At 68.8% G+C, this 20,662-nt stretch carries 16 protein-coding genes; 12 read left to right on the forward strand and 4 right to left on the reverse strand.

Annotated elements, in window-relative coordinates; genetic code table 11:
- Positions 1–68 precede the first annotated feature (68 nt).
- Positions 69–1,172, forward strand: a complete 1,104-nt coding sequence (locus tag HAV18_RS11035) for a J domain-containing protein (protein WP_166955470.1) — start codon at positions 69–71, stop codon at positions 1,170–1,172.
- 275 nt (positions 1,173–1,447) lie between these two features.
- Positions 1,448–1,771 carry a DUF4148 domain-containing protein gene (locus HAV18_RS11040; protein WP_166955472.1) on the forward strand — a complete coding sequence of 108 codons (324 nt, stop codon included), beginning with the start codon at positions 1,448–1,450 and terminating at the stop codon, positions 1,769–1,771.
- Positions 1,772–1,879: 108 nt separating this feature from the next.
- Here HAV18_RS11040 and HAV18_RS11045 read toward each other — a convergent pair whose 3' ends face one another.
- Both HAV18_RS11045 and plcR read right to left on the reverse strand, forming a co-directional pair.
- On the reverse strand, positions 1,880–3,256 hold the full coding sequence (locus HAV18_RS11045) for a pectin acetylesterase-family hydrolase (RefSeq protein ID WP_166955474.1): 1,377 nt from the start codon (positions 3,254–3,256) through the stop codon (positions 1,880–1,882).
- A gap of 66 nt (positions 3,257–3,322) precedes the next feature.
- Entirely contained in the window at positions 3,323–4,036 is a 714-nt protein-coding gene (plcR, locus tag HAV18_RS11050) for a phospholipase C accessory protein PlcR (RefSeq protein ID WP_166955476.1), read from the reverse strand.
- Between the two features lie 430 nt (positions 4,037–4,466).
- Between plcR and HAV18_RS11055 the strand changes: the two genes are divergently transcribed.
- The 5 genes from HAV18_RS11055 (at position 4,467) to HAV18_RS11075 (ending at position 10,809) form a co-directional block, all read left to right on the forward strand.
- Positions 4,467–5,693 carry an amino acid deaminase/aldolase gene (locus HAV18_RS11055; protein ID WP_166955478.1) on the forward strand — a complete coding sequence of 409 codons (1,227 nt, stop codon included), beginning with the start codon at positions 4,467–4,469 and terminating at the stop codon, positions 5,691–5,693.
- Positions 5,694–5,757: 64 nt separating this feature from the next.
- Positions 5,758–7,164 carry a D-arabinono-1,4-lactone oxidase gene (locus HAV18_RS11060; RefSeq protein WP_166955480.1) on the forward strand — a complete coding sequence of 469 codons (1,407 nt, stop codon included), beginning with the start codon at positions 5,758–5,760 and terminating at the stop codon, positions 7,162–7,164.
- Positions 7,161–8,345 (forward strand): MFS transporter, encoded by a 1,185-nt coding sequence (locus tag HAV18_RS11065; RefSeq protein WP_166955482.1) that lies wholly within the window; start codon positions 7,161–7,163, stop codon positions 8,343–8,345. The genes HAV18_RS11060 and HAV18_RS11065 overlap by 4 nt, the downstream gene beginning before the upstream one ends.
- 144 nt (positions 8,346–8,489) lie before the next feature.
- On the forward strand, positions 8,490–9,686 hold the full coding sequence (locus HAV18_RS11070) for a porin (protein WP_166955484.1): 1,197 nt from the start codon (positions 8,490–8,492) through the stop codon (positions 9,684–9,686).
- Between the two features lie 100 nt (positions 9,687–9,786).
- Positions 9,787–10,809 (forward strand): AraC family transcriptional regulator, encoded by a 1,023-nt coding sequence (locus HAV18_RS11075; RefSeq protein WP_166955486.1) that lies wholly within the window; start codon positions 9,787–9,789, stop codon positions 10,807–10,809.
- 32 nt (positions 10,810–10,841) lie between these two features.
- Here HAV18_RS11075 and HAV18_RS11080 read toward each other — a convergent pair whose 3' ends face one another.
- Both HAV18_RS11080 and HAV18_RS11085 read right to left on the reverse strand, forming a co-directional pair.
- A complete protein-coding gene (locus tag HAV18_RS11080) occupies positions 10,842–12,119 on the reverse strand; it encodes a Zn-dependent hydrolase (RefSeq protein WP_166955488.1) in 1,278 nt (425 codons plus the stop codon).
- Positions 12,116–13,501, reverse strand: coding sequence for a dihydroorotase family protein (locus tag HAV18_RS11085; protein WP_166955490.1), 1,386 nt, complete (start codon positions 13,499–13,501; stop codon positions 12,116–12,118). Before HAV18_RS11085 ends, HAV18_RS11080 begins: the two co-directional genes overlap by 4 nt.
- 99 nt (positions 13,502–13,600) lie before the next feature.
- Between HAV18_RS11085 and HAV18_RS11090 the strand changes: the two genes are divergently transcribed.
- The 5 genes from HAV18_RS11090 to hutH all read left to right on the forward strand — a co-directional run bounded on the left by HAV18_RS11090 (position 13,601) and on the right by hutH (position 20,510).
- Positions 13,601–14,491 carry a LysR family transcriptional regulator gene (locus HAV18_RS11090; protein ID WP_166955492.1) on the forward strand — a complete coding sequence of 297 codons (891 nt, stop codon included), beginning with the start codon at positions 13,601–13,603 and terminating at the stop codon, positions 14,489–14,491.
- A 260-nt stretch (positions 14,492–14,751) separates the two neighbouring features.
- Positions 14,752–15,843, forward strand: a complete 1,092-nt coding sequence (locus HAV18_RS11095; RefSeq protein ID WP_166955494.1) for a DUF917 domain-containing protein — start codon at positions 14,752–14,754, stop codon at positions 15,841–15,843.
- A 15-nt stretch (positions 15,844–15,858) separates the two neighbouring features.
- Entirely contained in the window at positions 15,859–17,499 is a 1,641-nt protein-coding gene (locus tag HAV18_RS11100) for a urocanate hydratase (RefSeq protein ID WP_166955496.1), read from the forward strand.
- Between the two features lie 36 nt (positions 17,500–17,535).
- Positions 17,536–18,858 (forward strand): MFS transporter, encoded by a 1,323-nt coding sequence (locus tag HAV18_RS11105; RefSeq protein ID WP_166955498.1) that lies wholly within the window; start codon positions 17,536–17,538, stop codon positions 18,856–18,858.
- A gap of 17 nt (positions 18,859–18,875) precedes the next feature.
- Positions 18,876–20,510, forward strand: a complete 1,635-nt coding sequence (gene hutH, locus HAV18_RS11110; protein ID WP_166955500.1) for a histidine ammonia-lyase — start codon at positions 18,876–18,878, stop codon at positions 20,508–20,510.
- Positions 20,511–20,662: the final 152 nt, after the last annotated feature.

The raw sequence follows: 20,662 nt of genomic DNA on the forward strand, positions 1-20,662 counted from the left end.
GCAGACGCGCCGGGCCGGTTAAAATACCGCGCTGCTGCGCGTCCTGCCGCAGCCGAAGGAGATTCATCATGACCGCACGTCGCGGAACAGCGGTCGCCATCGCGCCCGGCCACGAGACAGCCAGCCTGTCGAACGCCCAGAAAGCATTCAATACGCTCGTCCAGCAGATCGAGAAACGGCGCGAGCGTCTCGGCGCGTGGGAAGCCGTGATGCCGGTCTTCCAGAAGAAATTCGTCGACGAGCTGTTGCCGCTCGAACAGACGTCGACCGCGTTGCGGATCCGGTTGCTCAATCAGCTCGACGACGCGTATCTGCAAAAAGGATTGAGCAAGGCCGAGCAGCGCACCCTTTCCGGGATGATCGCCAACATGGCGCGCGACTTGCTCGACTTCAGCGACGATGCGCAATTGAAAGCCATCCACGACCGGCACAGCGCGGCCGATCACGGCAGCAACGCGGCAGCCGAGCCGGAACCGGAATCGACGCCCGGCGTGACAGCGGCGGACGATCTCGACGCGCTATCGCCCGAAGAACTCATGGCGCGCATGCAGGCCGAACTGGACGAGCAGTTCGAGCGGGACATGGCCGAGCACGCGGCCCGCGAGGCACAGCGCGCCAAGCGCAAGAAAACGCCCCGGCAATCGGCCGCGCTGGCGAAACGCGAAGCCGAGCAGGCCGAAGCGAGCCGGTCGATCCGCGAGGTCTATCGCAAGCTGGCGAGCGCGCTGCACCCCGATCGCGAAACCGATCCCCTGGAACAGGAACGCAAGACCGTGCTGATGCAGCGGGTCAACCACGCTTATGCGAACGGCAAGCTCCTGCAACTGCTGGAGCTGCAACTGGAGATCGAGCAGATCGACCGGCACGCGATCAACGGCCTCGGCGAAGATCGGCTCGCGCGCTACAACGGCATCCTGGAAGATCAGCTTCGCGAGCTGGATCAGGAGATTCAGGACGTCGAGACCGGATTCCGGCGGACTTACGGAATTGCGCCGTCGGTCAAGGTCGCGCCCGATACCGTCGTCCGCATGCTCACGCGCGACATCGCGGGCACTCAGCGCAGCATCCACGATCTGAACCTGACGCTGCGCGAGTTCGACGATCCAGCGAACGTCAAGGAATGGCTGAAGGACATGAAGCGCCAGCGGGCATTCCCGCGCTTCGACGACTAGCCGTGCCGGGCGGGCCTGCATCTACCCGCCGAGCATCGAATGCGTGGCCGGTCTGACGGAACGGCTGCGCACCCCGCATCGATCGGCATTCCGCACGCCCCATACAAGTCAAAACCGGCCATCCCGGACGCCGCACGTCACCCACTGTCACGGATTCAGGAACACAGCTGGCCAGGATTCGGCATTTATCCGGCCGATCCGGGTTCCTAAACTTGTCTCGTCGGTTCAGCCAGCCGCAATCGCGCCGAACCGCAACGAAACCGTCTGAGGAAACCGTGAAATCCATCATCGTCACCATCGCCACCGTCGCCGCTACCGCCACCGCTCTCCTCGCCGCACCGGCCGCGTCGTACGCGCAGTCGTCGCACTCGACGCTCACACGTGCGCAGGTGCGCCAGGAGCTGCTCGACCTCGAGTCGGTCGGTTACGAGCCGGTCGCCGGCGACGGCGACAACTACCCGGGCGACATCGTCGCCGCGCAGGAACGCCTGGCCGCCAAGCGCCTCGCCGAACGCAAGAGCGCCGAAGCGGCCTACGGCCCGGCCGGTGCGCCCGGCACGGATTCAGGTGCGCCGGCGGTTGCGGTGGTGAAGCCGTAACGCCGGACGCAGTCACGCGACGGACGGCCACGCATCGATGCAGGCAGGCGGCCACGACACCCGGCCGCCGCACCGCGCCGCCGTCACCCGTTCACGCCGGCCACCACTTCACGCCCGGTGCCCCGAGATCGGCCCCGCTTCGCCGGTCAGGTTGAACACGCTGTCGATCCACGCGAGAAACGTCGAGAACGTGAAATCCGACCACTGCTGCGTGCGGAACGCCTTCATCACCGGCGTATCGGCCGGGTCCTGCTGGTTCAGCAGGTTGTCGACGAACGTGCCGATATCCGCGTCGATGCCGTTCTCGTGGATCCCCGACCCGGTGAAACTGACCGCCGTCACCTGGTGGTTGTCGATGAAGTCGTTGCGTGCCCACGGCATGAAATAGCCGAAGTTCGGCAGCGGGTTCAGCGTCTGCTTCAGCCCGTCCAGCTCCTGGTCGAACATCGTGAGCGACAGCGCATCCTTCGTCGCGTCGTCGGGCGCCGCGATCACGGCCGGCACGAACGCGCGATAGTGATACGCGGCGATGATCTTGTCGCGCTGGTAGCTCGAGAAGCCGAAGCGGTCGTGCGGATACGTCGCCGACAGCGCGGCGTACGCGCTCCCCATGTTGCCCGGATCGAAATGACTGGTCAGCCTGCTGTTCACGGTGATCATCCCGTCGGGGCCCGTCATCCCCCATTCGGTGCGCACCCGGTCGTACAGGCCGACCGACGGATGCGTGGCCGCGTCCGCATCGAACGGCGTGTTGAACACCGTGCCGGCGTCGTCGAGCAGCGAACTATGCGCCTGCGGCTGCAGCGTGTTGCGCAGCGTCGCATAGTTCGCGAGCGTGCCGTAGCCGCCCGCGCTCATCCCGTACACGAGCAGCCGGTTCGGCTTGCCGAAGCCGTGCGACGTCAGCCACTGCGCGACGGCCTGGATGTTCTTCAGCCCGCTGTAGTGCTGCAGGCGCCAGTCGCCGGACGGCGACGTGTAGTTGCGCACCGCGCTGCCCATGTGGATATCTCCGGTGCAATAGGGCACGAAAACCTGTGTCCATTGCTGCGTCTCGACCTTCGGTTCGCCGACGAGAATGTGCGCGAGATCCATCCGCGTCAGCAGCGGCGACAGGAACGACGACAGCAGGCTCTCGTTCGCGGTGCCGTTCATGTAGTTGTGCGGGATGCCGTCCGGGTTGAAGCCGCCGAGGCCGGCCTCGGCGCCGGTCGACGTCTGCGTGCAGGTGCCGTAGTCCCAGCACGCGCCGCCCGGCTCCATCATGTACAGCAGGTTGTCCGACTGCGCGCGATTGATGTAGAAGCGCATCGGCGTGCCGTTGCCGCACGATGCACCCGTGCTCTCCGGCAACGTCACTTCGTACCACGAATAATATGGAATCGACGGATCCGGCATCGTCGTATCGGCCGCGTGGCCGTTCAGTGCCGCGCAACCGAGCAGCGTGGCAACGGCCGCGCGCAGCAGGCATCGTGCTGTGGACATCTCCCCTCCTTGTCGATGGACATGACGCGGCCGCCGGGCTCCGCTCCGGCGGCGCGGATTCGGCGCTCAGTGCACGCCGGACGGTGAAGCGCCGTCGAACAGCTGAACGCGCAGCGCCTGCAGGCGCTGCGCGATGACGGCTTGTTGCTGGTCGGGATCGGGAACGCTCGCCTGAACCTGCCGGACGACGTCGCGGCTCTGCTGTTCGTACGAGAGGTAGCGCGGGTCCTGCGCCGGCGACGGGCCGACCGTCTGCTGCGCATAGGTGTCCCATTGCGCGCGCATCGACCGGATCGCCGCGCTGCGCGTCGCAGGGTCGGCTTCGGTATCGGTCAGCAGCGCCGCGCTCAGCGCTTCGGCCTGCACGGGCACGATCTCGTTGCGCGCGACATGGTCGGGGAGTTCGTCGAGAATCCGGCGCGCGAGCGCGGCGCGCTCGGCTTGCGGCAGGCTGTTGCGGCGATCGCCGTACGCGGCGACCTCGTCGCGAAAGCGCGCGAACGCGACGATGCGCTGCACTTCCGCTTCCGCGTCGGGGCGCCCCGCAAGACTGCGGCGCAGCGCGTCGACGTCGAGCCGCCGCTCCTCGGGGCCGGGTGTCGCGGCGCCGCTGCCGAACGCATCGGCTGTACCCGGCTGCGCGCTCGCCGTCACAGCCGGTGTGCCGGACGACGCGGCTTGCGCCGGTGTCGCCGCTTCATATCGCCAGATCGCAACGACGGCCACGCCGATCGCCGCGATCGCGCCCGTGCGCCGCCAGAGTGCCCTGTTCTTCTTCACGTCGCCTCCTCGTCACGTCATGCCGTTCTTCGCCGGTGCATCCGCGAGTAGGTTCTAGGTCGAATCCGGCATGCAGTCAAAAGCGGCACTAGAACGCAGGCACTAAACCTGCGCACACCGACGATGTCCGGCAAAACGTTTGAAACGCATTTCGTCGCCGCTTCGGCAAGCGTGTGATGTCGAGCCGCGCGCCCGTCCGGCGGCGGTTCGGGCCGACGCGCGCCATGTGCGCCGCGACACCAAGCAAGCAGCGATCCAGCCACGCGGCGCACGACGTTCGCGCATCCGCATGGCCGATACGGATGGCCGAATAAGACCCATCGAACGACCCGCTGAGCGCTTGGTCGTCATTTTGGCCAGCCCTATGCTGGTTTCCGACACGCGCCGAACGATCGGCGCGGCACACACCCCAACCAGCCGAGCCCGTTCCATGAGCCGTGCAGACCTTCCGCATCGCGCACCCGCCGCCGTCCACGACTACCCGACCTATCGCGACGCACTCGCGGGCCGCCGCCTTCCCGCCGCATTCGTCGATCTCGACTGCCTCGACGCGAACCTCGCCGACCTGAAGCGCCGCGCACGCGGCCTGCCGATCCGGCTCGCGACGAAATCGGTGCGCGCGCGCGACCTGATCGGCGCGGTGCTCGCCGCCGGCCCGTTCATGCAGGGGCTGCTGTGCTATTCGGCCGCGGAAGCCGCGTGGCTTGCGGACGGCGGCTTCGACGACATCGTCGTCGCGTATCCGACCGTCGAGCCCGACGACCTTCGCGCGGTGGCCGCGCAGCTCCGGCTGGGCCGCTCGATCACGCTGATGGTCGACGACGCCGCCCAGGTCGACGCGATCGACCGCCTCGCAGCCGCGGAACGCGTGACGATCCCGCTCGCGATCGATCTCGACATGTCGTCCGCGTATCCGGGCCTGTATTTCGGCATGTACCGCTCGCCGGTGCGCGACGTGGCCGGCGTACTCGCGCTCGCACACCGCATCGGCGAGCGGCAGCAAGTGCGGCTCGACGGGCTGATGGGCTACGAAGGGCAGATCGCCGGCGTGGCCGACACCGAGCCGGGCAACGGCGCGCGCAACGCGCTGGTGCGCCACCTGAAGCGCCGCTCGGCGCGTGAGATCAACGCGCGCCGCCAGGCGGCCGTGCAGGCGCTCGCGGCGGCGGGCCACCCATTGCGCTTCGTGAACGGCGGCGGCACCGGCAGCTTCGAAAGCACGCTCGGCGATGCGTCGGTCACCGAGCTCGCCGCCGGCTCCGGCCTCTACGCGCCGGCGCTGTTCGATCACTACGCGGCGTTTCACGCCCAACCGGCCGCCGGCTTCGCGTTGCCGGTCGTGCGGATTCCGCAGCCGGGCATCGTGACCTGCTCGGGCGGCGGCTATATCGCGTCGGGCCCGGCCGGCAAGAGCCGCCTGCCCCGCCCGTGGCTGCCGGCCGGCTGCACGCTGATCGACAACGAAGGCGCGGGCGAGGTGCAGACGCCCGTGCGCGTGCCGCACGGCGTCGCACCGGCGATCGGCGATCCGATTCTGTTCCGCCACGCGAAGGCCGGCGAACTGTGCGAACGCTTCAACACGCTGCTGCTGATCCGCGGCGGCCGCGTGGTCGGCGAGGCGCCCACCTATCGCGGCGAAGGCAAGAGCTTTTTCTAGCGGGCCGCGCGCCCGTCGTCCAGGCCATTCAACTCGTTCAAACGACAATCACGGAGACAATGCCATGTGGCGTAACTGGTCGGGATATGTCTGCAGTCCTGATGCAACCGTATCGACGCCTGCGTCGCACGCCGGGCTCGCGGCGGTGCTGCGCGACGCGGCGGCGGCCGGCGCCACCGTGCGCGCGGCCGGCGCCGGTCATTCGTTCTCGCCGCTCGTGCAGACCGACGACGTGATCCTGTCGCTCGACGCGATGCAGGGCGTGATCGACGTCGACCGCGACCGGCGCGTCGCCCGCGTGCATGCCGGCACGCGGCTGTGGGCGCTGGGCCCGGCGCTCGCCGCGCACGGCCTCGCGATGGAGAACCTCGGCGACATCAACGTGCAGTCGATCGCCGGCGCGACCAGCACCGGCACGCACGGCACCGGCATCACGCTCGGCAACCTGGCGACGCAGATCGACAGCCTGACCTTCATGTGCGCGGACGGCAGCGAGATCCGCGCGAGCGCCGACACGCATCCCGACCTGTTCGCCGGGGGCCGGATCGGGCTCGGCGCGCTCGGCGTGCTGACCGAGATCGACCTGCGCCTCGTGCCCGCGTTCAAGCTGCGCCTCGAGCGCGGCGGCATGCAGCTCGACGACTGCCTCGCGCAGGCGGACGCGCTGATCGCGAAGCATCGCTCGTTCGAGTTCTACTGGTTCCCGCATACGGACACCGTGCTGACCAAGGCGTGGGACATGACCGACGAACCGGCCGACGCGGTGCACTGGGCGAGCCGCGCGTCCGAGTCGTTCCTCGAGAACACGGTGTTCGGCGCGCTGTGCGGGCTCGGCCGGCGCATGCCGTCGCTGTGCCCGGCGCTGAGCCGGCTGTGCGCATCGACCGTGTCGGCCGGCCGGCACGTGGATGCGAGCTACGCGATGCTGTCGACGGTGCGCCGCGTGCGCTTCAACGAAATGGAATGGTCGGTGCCGGCCGAGCGCGGCGCCGACGCGCTGCGCGAAATCCGCGCGTTCATCGCGCGCCGCAGCTTCCCGCTGATGTTCCCGCTCGAATACCGCTGGGTGCGCGGCGATGACATCTGGCTGAGCCCCGACTACGGGCGCGACAGCGTGCGCATCTCGGCGCACCAGTATCGCGGGATGCCGTTCGACGCGTACTTCTCGGGCGTGCAGGCCATCTGCCGCAATCACGGCGGGCGGCCGCACTGGGGCAAGGTGCATGCGATGAAGGCCGCCGAGCTGGCCGCGTGCTACCCGCACTGGGACGATTTCCTCGCGCTGCGCGAACGGATGGACCCGCACGGCCGCTTCCTGACGCCGTACCTGCGCACGCTGTTCGGCCTGCCGCAACACGCGGGCGCAAGCGCCACCGCTCGCGCCACGCCGGCCCGCCGAGGGACACACCCGATGCACGAAACGGCCGACGTCGCGCAAGATCGGCCGCGATCCAACCAGGAGGCCTCATGAGCACTGCCACCCTGCACGCGGCGGCGCAGTCGCGTCCCGACCCGTCGACCGGCGCCGTCGTCCGCCTTGCGCTCGCGTTCGCGGCGGCCACCAACGGCCTGATCCTGTCGCCGTTCCTCGTCGCGGCGGTGATGACGCGCTTCCGGCTCGACGAAGGCACCGCGACCGCGCTCGTCAGCGCCGAGATCCTCGGCATCGCGATCAGTTGCGCGCTGCTGTCGCACCGGATCGCGCGCGCCGCGCGGCCGTTCACGCTGGCCGGCCTGGCCGGCACGATCGCCGGCCAGGCACTCGGCGCGGTCGCGCCCGGCATCGTGTCCGCAGCGCTCGCGCGCGGGATGACGGGGCTGTTCGAAGGGATGCTGTTCGTCGTCGTCGCGTCCGGTGTGTCGCAGCGCGCGTCGACCGACCGCCTGTGGGGGCAAATCAACCTCCTCGCGGGGGGCATCAACGGCGGCATCCTCGTACTGATCTCCGCGTTGCCGGCCGCCTGGCTCGGGCGCTGGGTGTTCGCGCTGCTGGCCGCCGTCGTCGCCGTGCTGGCGCCCGCGATCCGCGGCATCGACGCGTTCGCGAGCGCCCCCGCGCAGGCCCGCGTGCGCGCCGGCACGCTGCCGTGGCGGCCGGTCGTCGCGATCTGGGTCGTGACCGCGCTCGTCTACGGCGTGCAGGCGTCGCAGTGGGCAATCGCCGGCTTCGTCGGCGAGCGCGCCGGGCTGTCGCCGACGACGATCGGCGTGCTGCTGTCGGTGTCGTCGCTGCTCGGCTTCGTCGGTGCGGCGATTCCGTCACATCCGGCCAGCCACAAGCACCGCCTCGTGCTGATCTGGGCCGCGCAGCTCGCGATGATCGGGTCGATCGAGTGGTTCTTCAGCGCGCGCAGCGGCGCCGCGTACTTCCTGAGCCAGTTCGTGCTGAACAGTGCGTTCTTCGTGATCGTGCCGTTCCTCACCGGCATGCTGTCCGACGTCGACCCGGACGGCTCGCTCGTCGCGCGCACGCTCGTCGTCACGTTCTTCGCGGCCGGCATCGGCACCGCGCTGTCCGGCGCGCTGCTCGGCCGCTTCGGCGGCACGCACGTCGCGCACGTGCTGTGCGTGGCCGTGCTGGCCGCCGCGCCGTTCGTGCGGCTCGCGCTGCGCCGCGCCGAACCCGCCGCCGTGGCGCGCGCGTCGCCCTGACCGCACTGCGCCATCGCGTGGCCGCGACGCACCACGAGATTGGCCGCCGCAGCCTTGGCCCGTGCAAATTTGGCTTTCTACATTCGTTTCCGGCGGTGCGATGCCGCCTGTCCCCCTGTTCCATGCAGAGATGCGGAGTCCCGAATGAATCGTCCCGATAGCATTCGCGCGGCGTGCTGCGCGATGATGGTCCTGGCCTGTACCGGCGCATACGCGCAAAGCAACGTGACGCTGTACGGCGTGATCGATGCGGGCATCCGCTACGAAACGCACGGCGTGTCCTACGGCGCCGACGGCACGCCGGTGTCGACCGGCCGCAAGATCTCGATGGCCGACGGCGGCGGCCTCACCGAAAGCTACTGGGGCCTCAAGGGCAATGAGGACCTGGGCGGCGGGCTGTCCGCGCAGTTCAACGTGGAAAGCCACTTCGGCCCGAACAGCGGCGCCATCGTGCCGGCCGGCTCGCCGAATTTCTTCCAGGTCGCGTACGTGGGGCTCACGTCGACGTCGCTCGGCCAGCTCTCGCTCGGGCGCCAGTACAACGTGCCGTTCGAGATGGTGTCGCTGACCTTCGGCTCGAACCTGTGGGCCGGCCCGCAGGACCCGTACTTCAACCTGTTCAAGCCGGAGCAGACGATGCTCGCGGGCGCGCGCACCAGCAACATGATCCAGTACGGCGCGCAGCTCGGCAGCTTCTACCTGCTCGCGCAATACGCGCCGGGCGGCCACGCGGGCAGTGGCGTGCGCGGCGGCCAGCTCGGCGCGGCCGCCGCTTATGCACCGGACAAGGGGCCGTTCACGGTCGGCGCATCGTTCATGCGCAGCTGGGACGACGTCACGCACGGGAAATTCGATATCTACACGGGCGGCGGCTCGGTGACGATCGGCGACGCGACCGTCAACGCCGGCTATATCGAGAACGCGCGCGACAACGACTTCACGTCGTTCGAGAACGGCCCGTTCAGCCCGACCGACCTGGCGGGGCTCGGCATCATCTCGCCCGCGCAGGTGGTCGACCCGACGGTGCCCGGCGGGTTCCGCCGCCGCAAGATGGCGCTCGCGGGGCTGACCTACCGCTTCACGTCGGCGTTCACGGCGGCCGTCAACGCGTGGTGGACCCAGCAGTCCGGCTACACGGCGGATTTCGACGGCCGCGCGCGCCAGTTCCAGGTGATCGCCGGCTACAGCCTGTCGAAGCGCAGCATGCTCTATGCGGAAGTCGACTACGCGATCTACCGCGGCGGGCTGGTCGGCGCGCAGCTGGTCGGCGTGAACGGGCAGGCGCCGAGCACCAGCACCACCCAGCTCGGCGCGACGGTCGGCCTGCGTCACTACTTCTGAAGCGGGACCGCGCGGGATGTGGGCGATCGTGGCCGGGGAGGCACCGGGTCTCCGGCCGGGCGGGACGAGTACAATCCATGGAAAAAAATACGGAGCATCCATGGACGATACCGACCGTTATACGACGGCGAATCTGCCGGTCCATCTGTTGCGGTGCCTCGCGGAGACAAGCAAGGAGCTGGGCATCGACCCCACGCGGCTGTGCCTCGGGCTCGGCTTCGACGTCGCGGACCTGTCGAATCCGTCGTGCCGGATTTCATTGCGCCAGGCGAGCACGATGATCCGCCGCGCGCTAGAAATGGCGCCGGGGCGGGCGCTCGGCCTCGAACTCGGCACGAGCGAGACGATCGCGTCGATCGGGCTGGTCGGCTATGCGATGCTGACGAGCCCCACGCTGAAGGACGCGATCACGGTCGGCCTCGAGTTGCAGCGCCACACGGGGCCGCTGATGCGCTTCGACCTCGTATCGGACACGCGCACGCTGTCGATCCGCGCGACCAACGTCTTTCTCGAACCGGATATCGAGGCGTTCCTCGTCGAGGAAGCGTTCGGCAGCTTCATGAAAGTCGGGCGCTCGCTCGTCGGCCCGGCGTTCCAGCCGAAGGGCATCGACCTCAGCTACCCGCCGCCACCCTACGCAGAGCAGTACGCGCGCGTGTTCTCGTGCCCGGTGCGCTTCGAGCAGGAGCAGAACCTGCTGTCATGCGACGCCGCGCTCGGCAACCGCCCGATCGCGACCCACGATCCGCTCGCGCATCGCCAGGTGCTCGAATTCCTGCAGGACGCGCTGCCGCCCGAACCCGAAGGCACCGAATTTCTCGAATCGATCGAACGGATCATGCGGCGCGACCTGCGGCATACGCCATCGCTCGCCGAGATCGCCGCGCAGTTGTGCATGAGCGAGCGCACGCTGCGGCGGCGGCTCGCCGACCAGGGCGTGTCGTACCAGACGGTGATCGACACGATCCGCCGCAAGCGTGCATTCACGCTGCTGAGCAATCCGAGGCTGTCGATTGAGGATGTTGCGCACGAAGTCGGGTTCAGCGACGCGCACAACTTCCGCCGCGCGTTCAAGCGGTGGACCGGGCACGGGCCGAGAGAGGGGCAGCGGGCGGCGTTGTAACGGCACCGCCCGCCGTCGCGCCAACGTCGCGCTTACGCCTCGCCGGCCAGTGAACGATCGAGCGCGACGAGCGTTTGATACAGCACGCGCGTGCCGTCGAGCAGCTGCTGCGGCTCGATCCATTCTTCCGGGCAATGGCTGCGGCCGCCCAGGCACGGAATGAAGATCATCCCGATCGGCCCGGTCGGCGCCACGTACACGGCGTCGTGCCCCGCGCCGCTCGGCAGCCGCATGCTCGGATAGCCGAGCTGCGTGGCCGCCTGTTCGACCGCATCCATCACGAGCGGCTGGCAATCGGTCGGCCGTGCACGGCTCACGTGCTCCGCGCGCGCACTCAACCGCAACGTGTCGAGCCGCGTGGCCGCACCGGCCAGCAGCGCCTCGGGGAAAGCGTCGAGCACCGCGTCGCTGTCGCTGCGCACTTCCAGCATCAGCTCGACCTGCCCCGGCACCGCGTTCGGCACGTTCGGCGTCATCGCGATCCGCCCGATCGTCGCCACCACGTAATGCGGATTGCCCGACAGCGCCGACGCGCGCGCATGCGCGGCCTCGATCAGGTGCGCCGCGCCGACGAGCGCGTCGCGACGGATGTCCATCGGCGTCGTGCCCGCATGGTCGGGCTGCCCGGTCACGGTGATCAGCACGCGCCGGATGCCGACGATGTTGGTCACGACGCCGATCGGCAAGCCGCGCGTCTCGAGTACCGGGCCTTGTTCGATATGCAGCTCGACGAACGCGGCCGTGCTGCCCGGTGCGCGCAGCGGTTCGCGCAGTGCGTCCGGATTGCCGCCGATGCGGCGCAGCGCTTCGGCGAGCGTTTCGCCTTCGGCATTCGTCGCGCGCAGCATGCCCGCGTCGAGCACGCCCGACAGTGCGCGGCTGCCGACGCACGAGATGCCGTAATCGCTCGGCTCCTCGGACAGGAAGTCGATCACCTCGAACGGATGGTCGAGCACGATGCCCTGCTCGTTCAGCGTATGCGCGACCTCGATGCCCGCGAGCACACCGATGATGCCGTCGAAGCGGCCGCCGCCGACCACCGTGTCGCAATGCGACCCCGTGACGAGCGGCTTCGTGCAGCGGCCGCTGCCTTCGCGGCGGCCGATCAGGTTGCCGCCCGCGTCCATCGACACCGCGAACCCGGCTTCGGCGAACTGCGCGGCGAGCCATGCGCGCGCCTCCGTGAAGAGCGGCGAGAACGCGCGGCGCGTCCACGGAACGTCGGGCCGCGTGAAGCGCGCCAGTTGCTCGACACGTGCGTTCAGGCGTTCGGCGTTCAGCGGCGGGAAAGAGAAAGTCGTCGGATTCATGCTTGCTCCTGTTGCGTGGCGATCGACCGGCTGCCGTGCGGTTTCAGGAAGCGGCCCGAGCCTGCCGCGTTGACGATGCGCTCGCCGTCGTACACGAGCGCGCCGCGACAATAGGTGGCGGCGATCCGCACCGTGAATTCCATCCCTTCGAACGCGCTCCACTGCACGGCCGACAGGCTGCGCGACGGGTCGAACGCATAACGTTCCGGCGTGAGGATCACGAAATCCGCATCGGCGCCGACGTCGAGCGAGCCCTTGCGGTCATCGAGCAGGAAGTGCCGTGCAGGATTCGTCGCGAGCAGTTCGGCCACACGCGTCGGCGCGATACCGTGCTGTTCGCAGCCGGTCCAGAACGCCGGCAGCAGCGTTTCGAGCCCCGGGCCGCCCGATGCATTGCGGAACACGTTCGGGTCGCCCTTGCGTTCGAGCCCCCAGCTCACGTGATCCGACGACACGAACGTGCACTCGCCGCGCGCGATATGCGTCCACAGCAAGTCCTGCTCGGCGCGCGGGCGAATCGGCGGGTAGTGTTTCGTCTTCGCGCCGAAGCGTTTCGTATGCGTTTCGTGATCGAGCATCAGGTACTGCACGCAGGTCTCGATGCTCGCGCGATGGCCGGCCTGCCGGAACATGTTGCACAGCGCGAAGCCGCGCGACGTCGACACGTGCACCGCATGCGCGCGGGCGCCCGTCTCCGCGCCGATCTCGTAGATCAGCGCGGTTGCGAGGTTCTCGATCAGCGGCGGATGCGCGCGCAGGAACGCATCCCAGCCCGTGTCGCCCGCTTCGATCATCCGCGCGACATTCTTGCGCGTCATGTCCTGCATCTGGTTGTGCACGCCGCACGCGAGGCCCGACGGCGCGATCAGCCTGAACGCGTCGTACAGCACGTCCTCCTCGACACGCGGAAACCGGCCGGGCGTCGCCTCGAACGTCGAGAACTTGAACGCGCACACGCCGCCGTCGATCAGCCCGGCCGCCGCTTCGAGGCCGTGCTTCGCGTTGAGCGTGCCGTACAGCGCGACGTCGACGTGGCAATCGCGCTCGGCCTCAGCGATCTTGCGATCGAGCTGTGCGCGCGACGCGACCGGCTCCGGATCGTCGTACGGCATGTCGACCATCACCGTCACGCCGCCGGCGGCAGCCGCACGCGACGCGTGACCGAGCCCCTCCTGGTTCGCCTGGCTGGCCGCATGCACCTGCCCGTCGACGACGCCCGGCAGCACCCACTGCCCGCGCGCATCGATCGTGTCGCGTGCCGCCGGCGGCGCGCCCGCGCCGCGCGCGGCGATCCGCCCGTTCCTGATCGCGAGCCAGCCGTCGTCGACCACCTCGCGCGCATCGACCAACCGGCCTCGCACCACCTGTTCGAATTCGCTCATCTGCGCCTCCTGCTTTTTTGATCACGAGCAGTTTAGGCAGCGCTCTGCCAGAATGTCTCATGCCGATTTATCACCCCCACATAACATGGAGTTAAGGCTGTGCGTCTGAACCTGCGCCAGATCGAGGTGTTTCGCGCCATCATGCTGACCGGCTCGATCAGCGGCGCCGCAAAGCTGCTGCACGTCTCGCAACCGGCCGTCTCGCGGCTCATTTCGTATGCCGAACAGCGGCTCGGCCTCGCGCTGTTCGAGCGCATCAAGGGGCGGCTCTACCCGACCCCGGAAGCGCAGCGGCTGTTCGTCGAAGTGAACGCGGTGTACCAGGGCGTGCAGCGCGTCAACGAAATCGCGGAAGACCTGATCGAGAACCGGATGGGCCACCTGCGCATCGCATGCAGCCCCAATCTCGGGCAATCGCTGCTGCCGCGCGCGATTGCCGCGTTCTACGAACGCTTTCCCGACGTGCGCATCATCCTGCACACGATGATCCCGAGCGTGCTGCTGCAGGCGGTGCTCACGCAGCAGGTCGAGCTCGGCATCGCGTTCCTGCAGGACACGCACCCGAACGTCGAAAGCCAGCGCCTCTATGAAAACCGGATGGTCGCGGCCGTGCCCGCATCGCACCCGTTCGCGCGCCGCAAGACGCTGGCCGTGCGCGATCTCGCGAACCAGCCGCTGATCGGCTATGGCAGCGACATCCCGCTCGGGCAGCTGGTGCGGCGGCTGTTCAGCGACGAAGGGCTCGTGCCGCAGGTCAAGATCGAGGTGCAGCAGGCGCACGTAGCATGCGCGCTCGCGCAGGCCGGCACCGGCATCGCGCTGATCGACGAACTGACGGTCGCGGGGCCCGTGTGGCCGCAGATCGTCGTGAAGCCGATCGTGCCGACCATTTCCGCGCCGGTCAGCGTGCTGCATCCCGTACTCGCACCGCTGTCGCGGCTCGCGCACGAGTTCATCGACACGCTGCACGCGCTCTCCGCGCCCGCGTGAATTTCGTTGCCTGAACAGGCTGAAACCGTTGTCCAGCCTGCGTTTCACCGTCGCAACGACGGCGGCGGATCACCGCGTTCGCCCTCCGTCGTTCAAGCGTCACCGGGATTACCCTACGCTTAACATCGCGTTATGAAGTCTCCATAAAATAGCAATAACGCTCAATATTCGGCGTCCCTAGAATCGTTTGGACAGTACCGCCACACAAGGCTTTCCGGCCGGCGCGTACAGCCCTTTTTCCCTCTCAGGACAAACGACACATGGGACGCATTCTGTCTTCGAAGGACGTCGAAGCCGCCGTCAAGGGCGGTTCGGTTTTCGCATGCGGCGGCGGCGGCTGGGCCGACCACGGCCGTGAACTCGGCACGCTCGCGGTCACGATCGGCCGCCCCGAGCTGGTGAGCATCGACGAGTTGCCGGACGACGCATGGATCGCCACGGCCGCCGCAATCGGCGCGCCGGGCGGCCTCACCGACTGGCAGATGCTCGGCGCCGACTACGTGAAGGCCGCGCAGCTCGTGCAGGACGCGCTCGGCGAGCCGCTCGCGGGGCTCATCATCGGGCAGAACGGGATGTCGAGCACGCTGAACGCGTGGCTGCCGTCCGCGCTGCTCGGCACCAAGGTGGTCGACGCGGTGGGCGACATCCGCGCCCATCCGACCGGCGACATGGGCTCGCTCGGCCTCGCGTCGAGCACGGCGCCGATGATCCAGGCAGCGGCCGGCGGCAACCGCGCCCAGCACGCGTACATGGAAGTGGTCGTGCGCGGCGCGACCGCGAAAGTGTCGCCGGTGCTGCGCAAGGCGGCCGACATGGCCGGCGGCTTCATCGCGAGCTGCCGCAACCCGATTCGGGCATCGTACGTGCGCCAGCACGCGGCGCTCGGCGGCATCAGCCGCGCGCTCGCACTCGGCGAAGCGATCATCGACGCCGAGCGACGCGGCGGCAGCGCGGTGATCGACGCGATCTGCGCGGCCACGCACGGCGAGATCATCGCGAGCGGCAAGGTCGAACGCAACACGCTCGAATACACGCGCGAAGCGTTCGACGTCGGCCTCGTCTACCTCGGCAGCGGCGCGCAGCGCGCGGTCATTCACGTGATGAACGAACACATGGCGGTGGACGACGCGCACGGCGAACGGATCGCGACCTACCCCGACGTGATCACGACGCTCGATGCCGAAGGCCGCCCCGTCAGCGCCGGACAGTTGAAGGAAGGGATGGAGATCCACGTGCTGCGCGTGGCAAAGGCGCACATTCCGCTGTCGTCGTCGGTATTCGATCCGGCCGTGTATCCGCCGGTCGAAGCCGCGCTCGGCATCTCGATCGCCGGCTATGCGCTCGCGCGCTGAACGGAGGGCGACACCATGACCCGCACCTTCGAAGTCACGTCCGGCAATACGCTGCGCTGCAAGGGCTGGCGCCAGGAAGCACTGCTGCGCCTGCTCGAGAACGTGCTCGCCGTCGGCGAGGACCCCGAACAATTGATCGTCTACGCGGCGCTCGGCCGCGCGGCACGCGACTGGCCGTCGCACGACGCGATCGTGCACACACTGAAGACGATGGACGAGAACGAGACGCTCGTCGTGCAGTCCGGCAAGCCCGTCGCGCTGCTGCGCACGCATGCGAGCGCGCCGCTCGTCGTGATGGCGAACTGCAACCTGATCGGCCAGTGGGCGAAGGCCGAGCACTTCTACGAACTGGAACGCCGCAACCTGATCTGCTGGGGCGGCCTCACGGCCGGCGACTGGCAGTACATCGGCTCGCAGGGCGTGATCCAGGGCACCTACGAGATCTTCTCGCGGATCGCCGAGCGCCATTTCGACAACGACCTGCGCGGCCGCTTCATCCTGACCGCCGGCCTCGGCGGAATGGGCGGTGCGCAACCGCTCGCGGGCCGGATGGCGAACGCGGCGACACTCGTCGTCGAGATCGACCAGACGCGCATCAACAAGCGGCTGCAGATCGGCTTCCTCGAACGGCAGGCGCGCGATCTCGACGAGGCGCTCGCGCTGATCCGCGACGCGCAGGCCCGGCGCGAGCCGATCTCGGTCGGCCTGCTCGGCAATGCGGCCGACGTGTTCCCGGCGATCCTCGCGCGCGGCGTCGTGCCCGACATTGTCACCGACCAGACGGCCGCGCACGATCTCGTGTACGGGTACGTGCCGTCCGGCTTCACGCTCGACGAGGTGCGCGCACTGCGCGAGCACGACCGCACGAAGCTGATGGACGCGAGCCGCGCGTCGATCGTGCGGCACGTCGAAGCGATGCTCGGGTTCAAGGATCGCGGCGCGATCGTGTTCGACAACGGCAACCTGATCCGCACGCATGCGAAGGACGGTGGTGTCGCGCGCGCGTTCGAGATCCCGGTGTTCACCGAGGCATTCCTGCGCCCGCTGTTCTGCCGCGCGATCGGCCCGTTCCGCTGGATCGCGCTGTCGAACGACCCGAACGACATCCGCCTCATCGACGACTACCTGCTCGAACACTTCCCGGACAACCGGATCGTCACGAACTGGATCCAGCGCGCCCGCGAATGCGTGCCGTTCGAAGGGCTGCCGGCGCGCATCGCTTGGCTCGGCCACGGCGAGCGCACGCGGCTCGCGCTCGCGGTCAACGCGATGGTGCGCGACGGCGTGCTGGCCGGGCCGGTCGCGTTCACACGCGACCACCTCGACGCCGGCGCGATGGCACACCCGAACATCATGACCGAGAACCTGCGCGACGGCTCCGACGCGGTGGCCGACTGGCCGCTGCTGAACGCGATGATGAGCTGTTCGTCGATGGCCGACCTCGTCGCGATCCATTCGGGCGGCGGCGGCTACAGCGGCTACATGACGAGCGCGGGCATCACCGTTGTCGCCGACGGCAGCGCGGCGGCGAACGAGCGGCTCACGCTGTCGATGACCAACGACACCGCGCTCGGCGTGATCCGCTACGCAGACGCCGGCTACGAAGAAGCGCTCGACGAAGCGCAACGCAAGCAGATTCCGCACATCCGGCTGTAACGGCCGGCTCGCACGACGACAGGACAGGAGATCGAAGTGAAGCAAACCGCGGTTCCCCTCGACACGGCCACGGCCGTGTCGCCCCCCACCTCGCGTGCCGGGCGCGCGATCGCCGCGGCCTCGATCGGCAACGCGCTGGAGTGGTACGACTTTTCCGTCTACGCGTTCTTTGCCGTGTACATCGCGCAGAACTTCTTCCATCGCGGCAACACCGGCACCGAGCTGGTCGAGGCGTTCATGGCGTTCGGGATCGGCTTCATCGCACGGCCGCTCGGCGCACTCGCGATCGGCGTGTACGGCGATCGCGCCGGCCGCAAGGCCGCACTGACGCTGACCATCCTCGTGATGGCGGTCGGCACCGGCATCATCGCGTTCGCGCCGCCGTACACCGCGATCGGCATCGGCGCGCCGCTGCTGATCCTGTGCGGCCGCCTGTTGCAGGGCTTCTCGGCCGGCGGCGAAGTGGGCGGCGCGGCGGCGTTCCTGATCGAGCACGCGCCGGCGGACAAGAAGGGCCGCTACGCCTCGTGGCTGCAGGCGAGCATGGCCGCGTCGAACATCCTCGGCGCGCTGGTCGCCACGGCCGTGACGCTCACGCTGTCGCGCGAACAGATCGGCGACTGGGGCTGGCGGATCCCGTTCATCCTCGGTCTCGCGATCGCGCCGGTCGGCCTGTGGCTGCGCAAGACGCTCGACGAAACGCCGCATTTCCGCGCGGAGATGGCGCGTGCCGCACATGCACCGGCCGAACGCAAGGCGCCGCTGCTGCAGGTCGTGCGCGACTATCCGCGCGCCCTCGTGGTCGGTACCGGGTTCTCGGTGCTGTGGGCCGTGTGCGTGTATGCACTGGTGATCTACATGCCGACGCACGTGCAGCGCGCGCTGCACTTCGACGGGCGCGACGCGTTCATCGCGTCGCTGGTCGGCAACTGCCTGATGGCCGTCACCTGCGTGTGCGCCGGAAGCTGGTCGGATCGCTTCGGGCGGCGCAAGGTGCTGACGGCCGGCGCCGTGCTGATGCTCGTGTCGGTGTATCCGCTGCTGCACTGGCTCGCCGACGTGCACACGCTCGCCGCGCTGGTCACGGTGCAAAGCGCGTTCTGCGTGATGGTCGCGATCTTCACGGGCGTCGCGCCCGCCGCGCTGTCGGAACTGTTCCCGACGCAGGTACGCGCGACCGGTATGTCGCTGTCCTACAACATCGCCACGACGATCTTCGGCGGCTTCGCACCCGCGATCCTCGCGTGGCTCACGCAACGGTCCGGCAATCCGTTCGCGCCCGCCTGGTATGTGATGGCCGCGAGCGTCATCGCGCTCGTATCGATCGCCGCGCTGTCTTCCACCTCACGTCACGCCTGAAATCGGAGAACCGCTTCATGCAACGCTTCCTCATGCGGAGCGCGCTCGCGCTCGCGCTTTTCACCGCCGTCCCGGCCTTCGCGGACGTCACGCTCGACGGCCGGTCCGTCACGCCCGAATCGATCGCACGCATCGCCGACGGCGAAGCCGTGTCGATCGCACCGGCCGCGCGCCAGCGGGTCGTTGCCGCGCACGACGTGCTGCTGAAGGCCGCCGCGGCCGGCCAGCAGATCTACGGGCTGACGGTCGGCGTCGGCCTCAATAAAGACCGTGAGATGGTCGATGCGCACGGCAAGCTGTCGCAGGAAGTCATCGACGCGTCGACGCGCTTCAACATCGGACTGATCCACGCACACTCGGGCAGCGTGGGCCCCGACATGAGCGTGCGCGTGGCGCGCGCCGCGATGGCCGCCCGCCTGAACGCGATGCTCGACGGCGGCGCCGGCGTGCAGCCGGCGATCGTCGACGCGTACGCGCAGTTCCTCAATCGCGGCGTCACGCCCGCGATGCCGGCGGACGGCTCGATCGGCGAAGCCGACATCACGATCCTGAGCCATGTCGGCCTCGCGATGCTCGGCGAAGGCGACGTGTACTACCAGGGCCACAAGGTCGCGGCCGCCGACGCGCTGAAGTCGGCCGGCATCACGACGATTCGCCCGTACGGCAAGGACGCGCTCGCGATCCTCAGCTCCAACGCGTATTCGGCCGGCATGGGCGCGCTGGCGCTCACCGACATGGCGCGGCTCGCGCAGGTGTCGAAGGTCGTGTTCGCGCTGAGCCTGCAGGGGCTGAACGGCAACGTGTCGCCGTTCCGCGAGGACACGCTCGCGCTACGGCCGTTCCCGGCCACGCTGCGCGCCGGTGCGGCACTGCGCACGCTGCTCGCGGGCAGCAGCCTGTGGAACCGCGATCCCGACCGGCCGCTGCAGGATCCGCTCAGCTTCCGCTCCGGCGTCTACCTGCTCGGCGAAGAGGATCGCACCTACGACGAAGCGCGCGCGCTGCTGCAGGTGCAGTTGAATTCGAGCGACGACAATCCGGGCGTCGCGGTCGGCGTCACGCCGAAGTCGAACCGCGCGCAGGATGCGGCCGGTTACGTCGACGGCGGCGGCGCGGTGCTGCCGAGCGCGAACTTCGAGCCGCTGCCGTGGGTGCTCGCGTTCGAACAGCTCGGGCTTGCACTCGGCCACAACGCGCTCGCGTCCGCGCAGCGCATCGTCAAGCTGAACGACCCGCACCTCACCGGCCTGTCGCGCTTCCTCGGCACCGAGGACACCGTGCACGCGTTCGGCGCGATGGAAAAGCCGCCGACCGCGCTCGCGATGACGGTGAAGTCGCTCGCGATGCCCGTGTCGCTCGACTACCTGCCGGTCGCCGGCGGCATCGAGGATATCGCGACGAACGCGCCCGACGTCGTGCAGCGCGTGCAGAAGCAGATCGACGCAAGCTACACGCTGCTCGGCCTCGAACTGATCGAGGCATCGCAGGCGATCGACCTGCGCCAGCGCAAGCAGCCGTCGTTCACGCTCGCGCCGGCCACGCAGCCGCTGTACCGCGCACTGCGCACCAAGGTCGCGTTCCTCCAGCGCGACCGCCCGCTCACCCCCGACTTCCGCGCCGCCGATACGCTGCTGCGCGCGTATCGCGACTGAGCGACACACCGCCCTTCCTTCGTTTCACGCTTTAGCCGCCGCACCCGCCGCCGCGATCGTCGTTCGATCGCGGCGCGGGGCACGTCCGTACGTTCGCATGTCCGTACGTTCGTCATTTCGCCAGTTCGCGCGCAACCGCATCGAACCACCGC

This window comes from Burkholderia sp. D-99, from assembly GCF_011605345.1.
Classification (GTDB): domain Bacteria; phylum Pseudomonadota; class Gammaproteobacteria; order Burkholderiales; family Burkholderiaceae; genus Burkholderia.

What these genes read in the sequence shown, in the direction of transcription:
- HAV18_RS11035 (WP_166955470.1), top strand. Translation starts at nt 69, where the DNA reads ATGACCGCACGTCGCGGAACAGCGGTCGCCATCGCGCCCGGCCACGAG.
- HAV18_RS11045 (WP_166955474.1), bottom strand. Translation starts at nt 3,256, where the DNA reads ATGTCCACAGCACGATGCCTGCTGCGCGCGGCCGTTGCCACGCTGCTC.
- HAV18_RS11055 (WP_166955478.1), top strand. Translation starts at nt 4,467, where the DNA reads ATGAGCCGTGCAGACCTTCCGCATCGCGCACCCGCCGCCGTCCACGAC.
- HAV18_RS11060 (WP_166955480.1), top strand. Translation starts at nt 5,758, where the DNA reads ATGTGGCGTAACTGGTCGGGATATGTCTGCAGTCCTGATGCAACCGTA.
- HAV18_RS11065 (WP_166955482.1), top strand. Translation starts at nt 7,161, where the DNA reads ATGAGCACTGCCACCCTGCACGCGGCGGCGCAGTCGCGTCCCGACCCG.
- HAV18_RS11070 (WP_166955484.1), top strand. Translation starts at nt 8,490, where the DNA reads ATGAATCGTCCCGATAGCATTCGCGCGGCGTGCTGCGCGATGATGGTC.
- HAV18_RS11075 (WP_166955486.1), top strand. Translation starts at nt 9,787, where the DNA reads ATGGACGATACCGACCGTTATACGACGGCGAATCTGCCGGTCCATCTG.
- HAV18_RS11080 (WP_166955488.1), bottom strand. Translation starts at nt 12,119, where the DNA reads ATGAATCCGACGACTTTCTCTTTCCCGCCGCTGAACGCCGAACGCCTG.
- HAV18_RS11085 (WP_166955490.1), bottom strand. Translation starts at nt 13,501, where the DNA reads ATGAGCGAATTCGAACAGGTGGTGCGAGGCCGGTTGGTCGATGCGCGC.
- HAV18_RS11095 (WP_166955494.1), top strand. Translation starts at nt 14,752, where the DNA reads ATGGGACGCATTCTGTCTTCGAAGGACGTCGAAGCCGCCGTCAAGGGC.
- HAV18_RS11100 (WP_166955496.1), top strand. Translation starts at nt 15,859, where the DNA reads ATGACCCGCACCTTCGAAGTCACGTCCGGCAATACGCTGCGCTGCAAG.
- hutH (WP_166955500.1), top strand. Translation starts at nt 18,876, where the DNA reads ATGCAACGCTTCCTCATGCGGAGCGCGCTCGCGCTCGCGCTTTTCACC.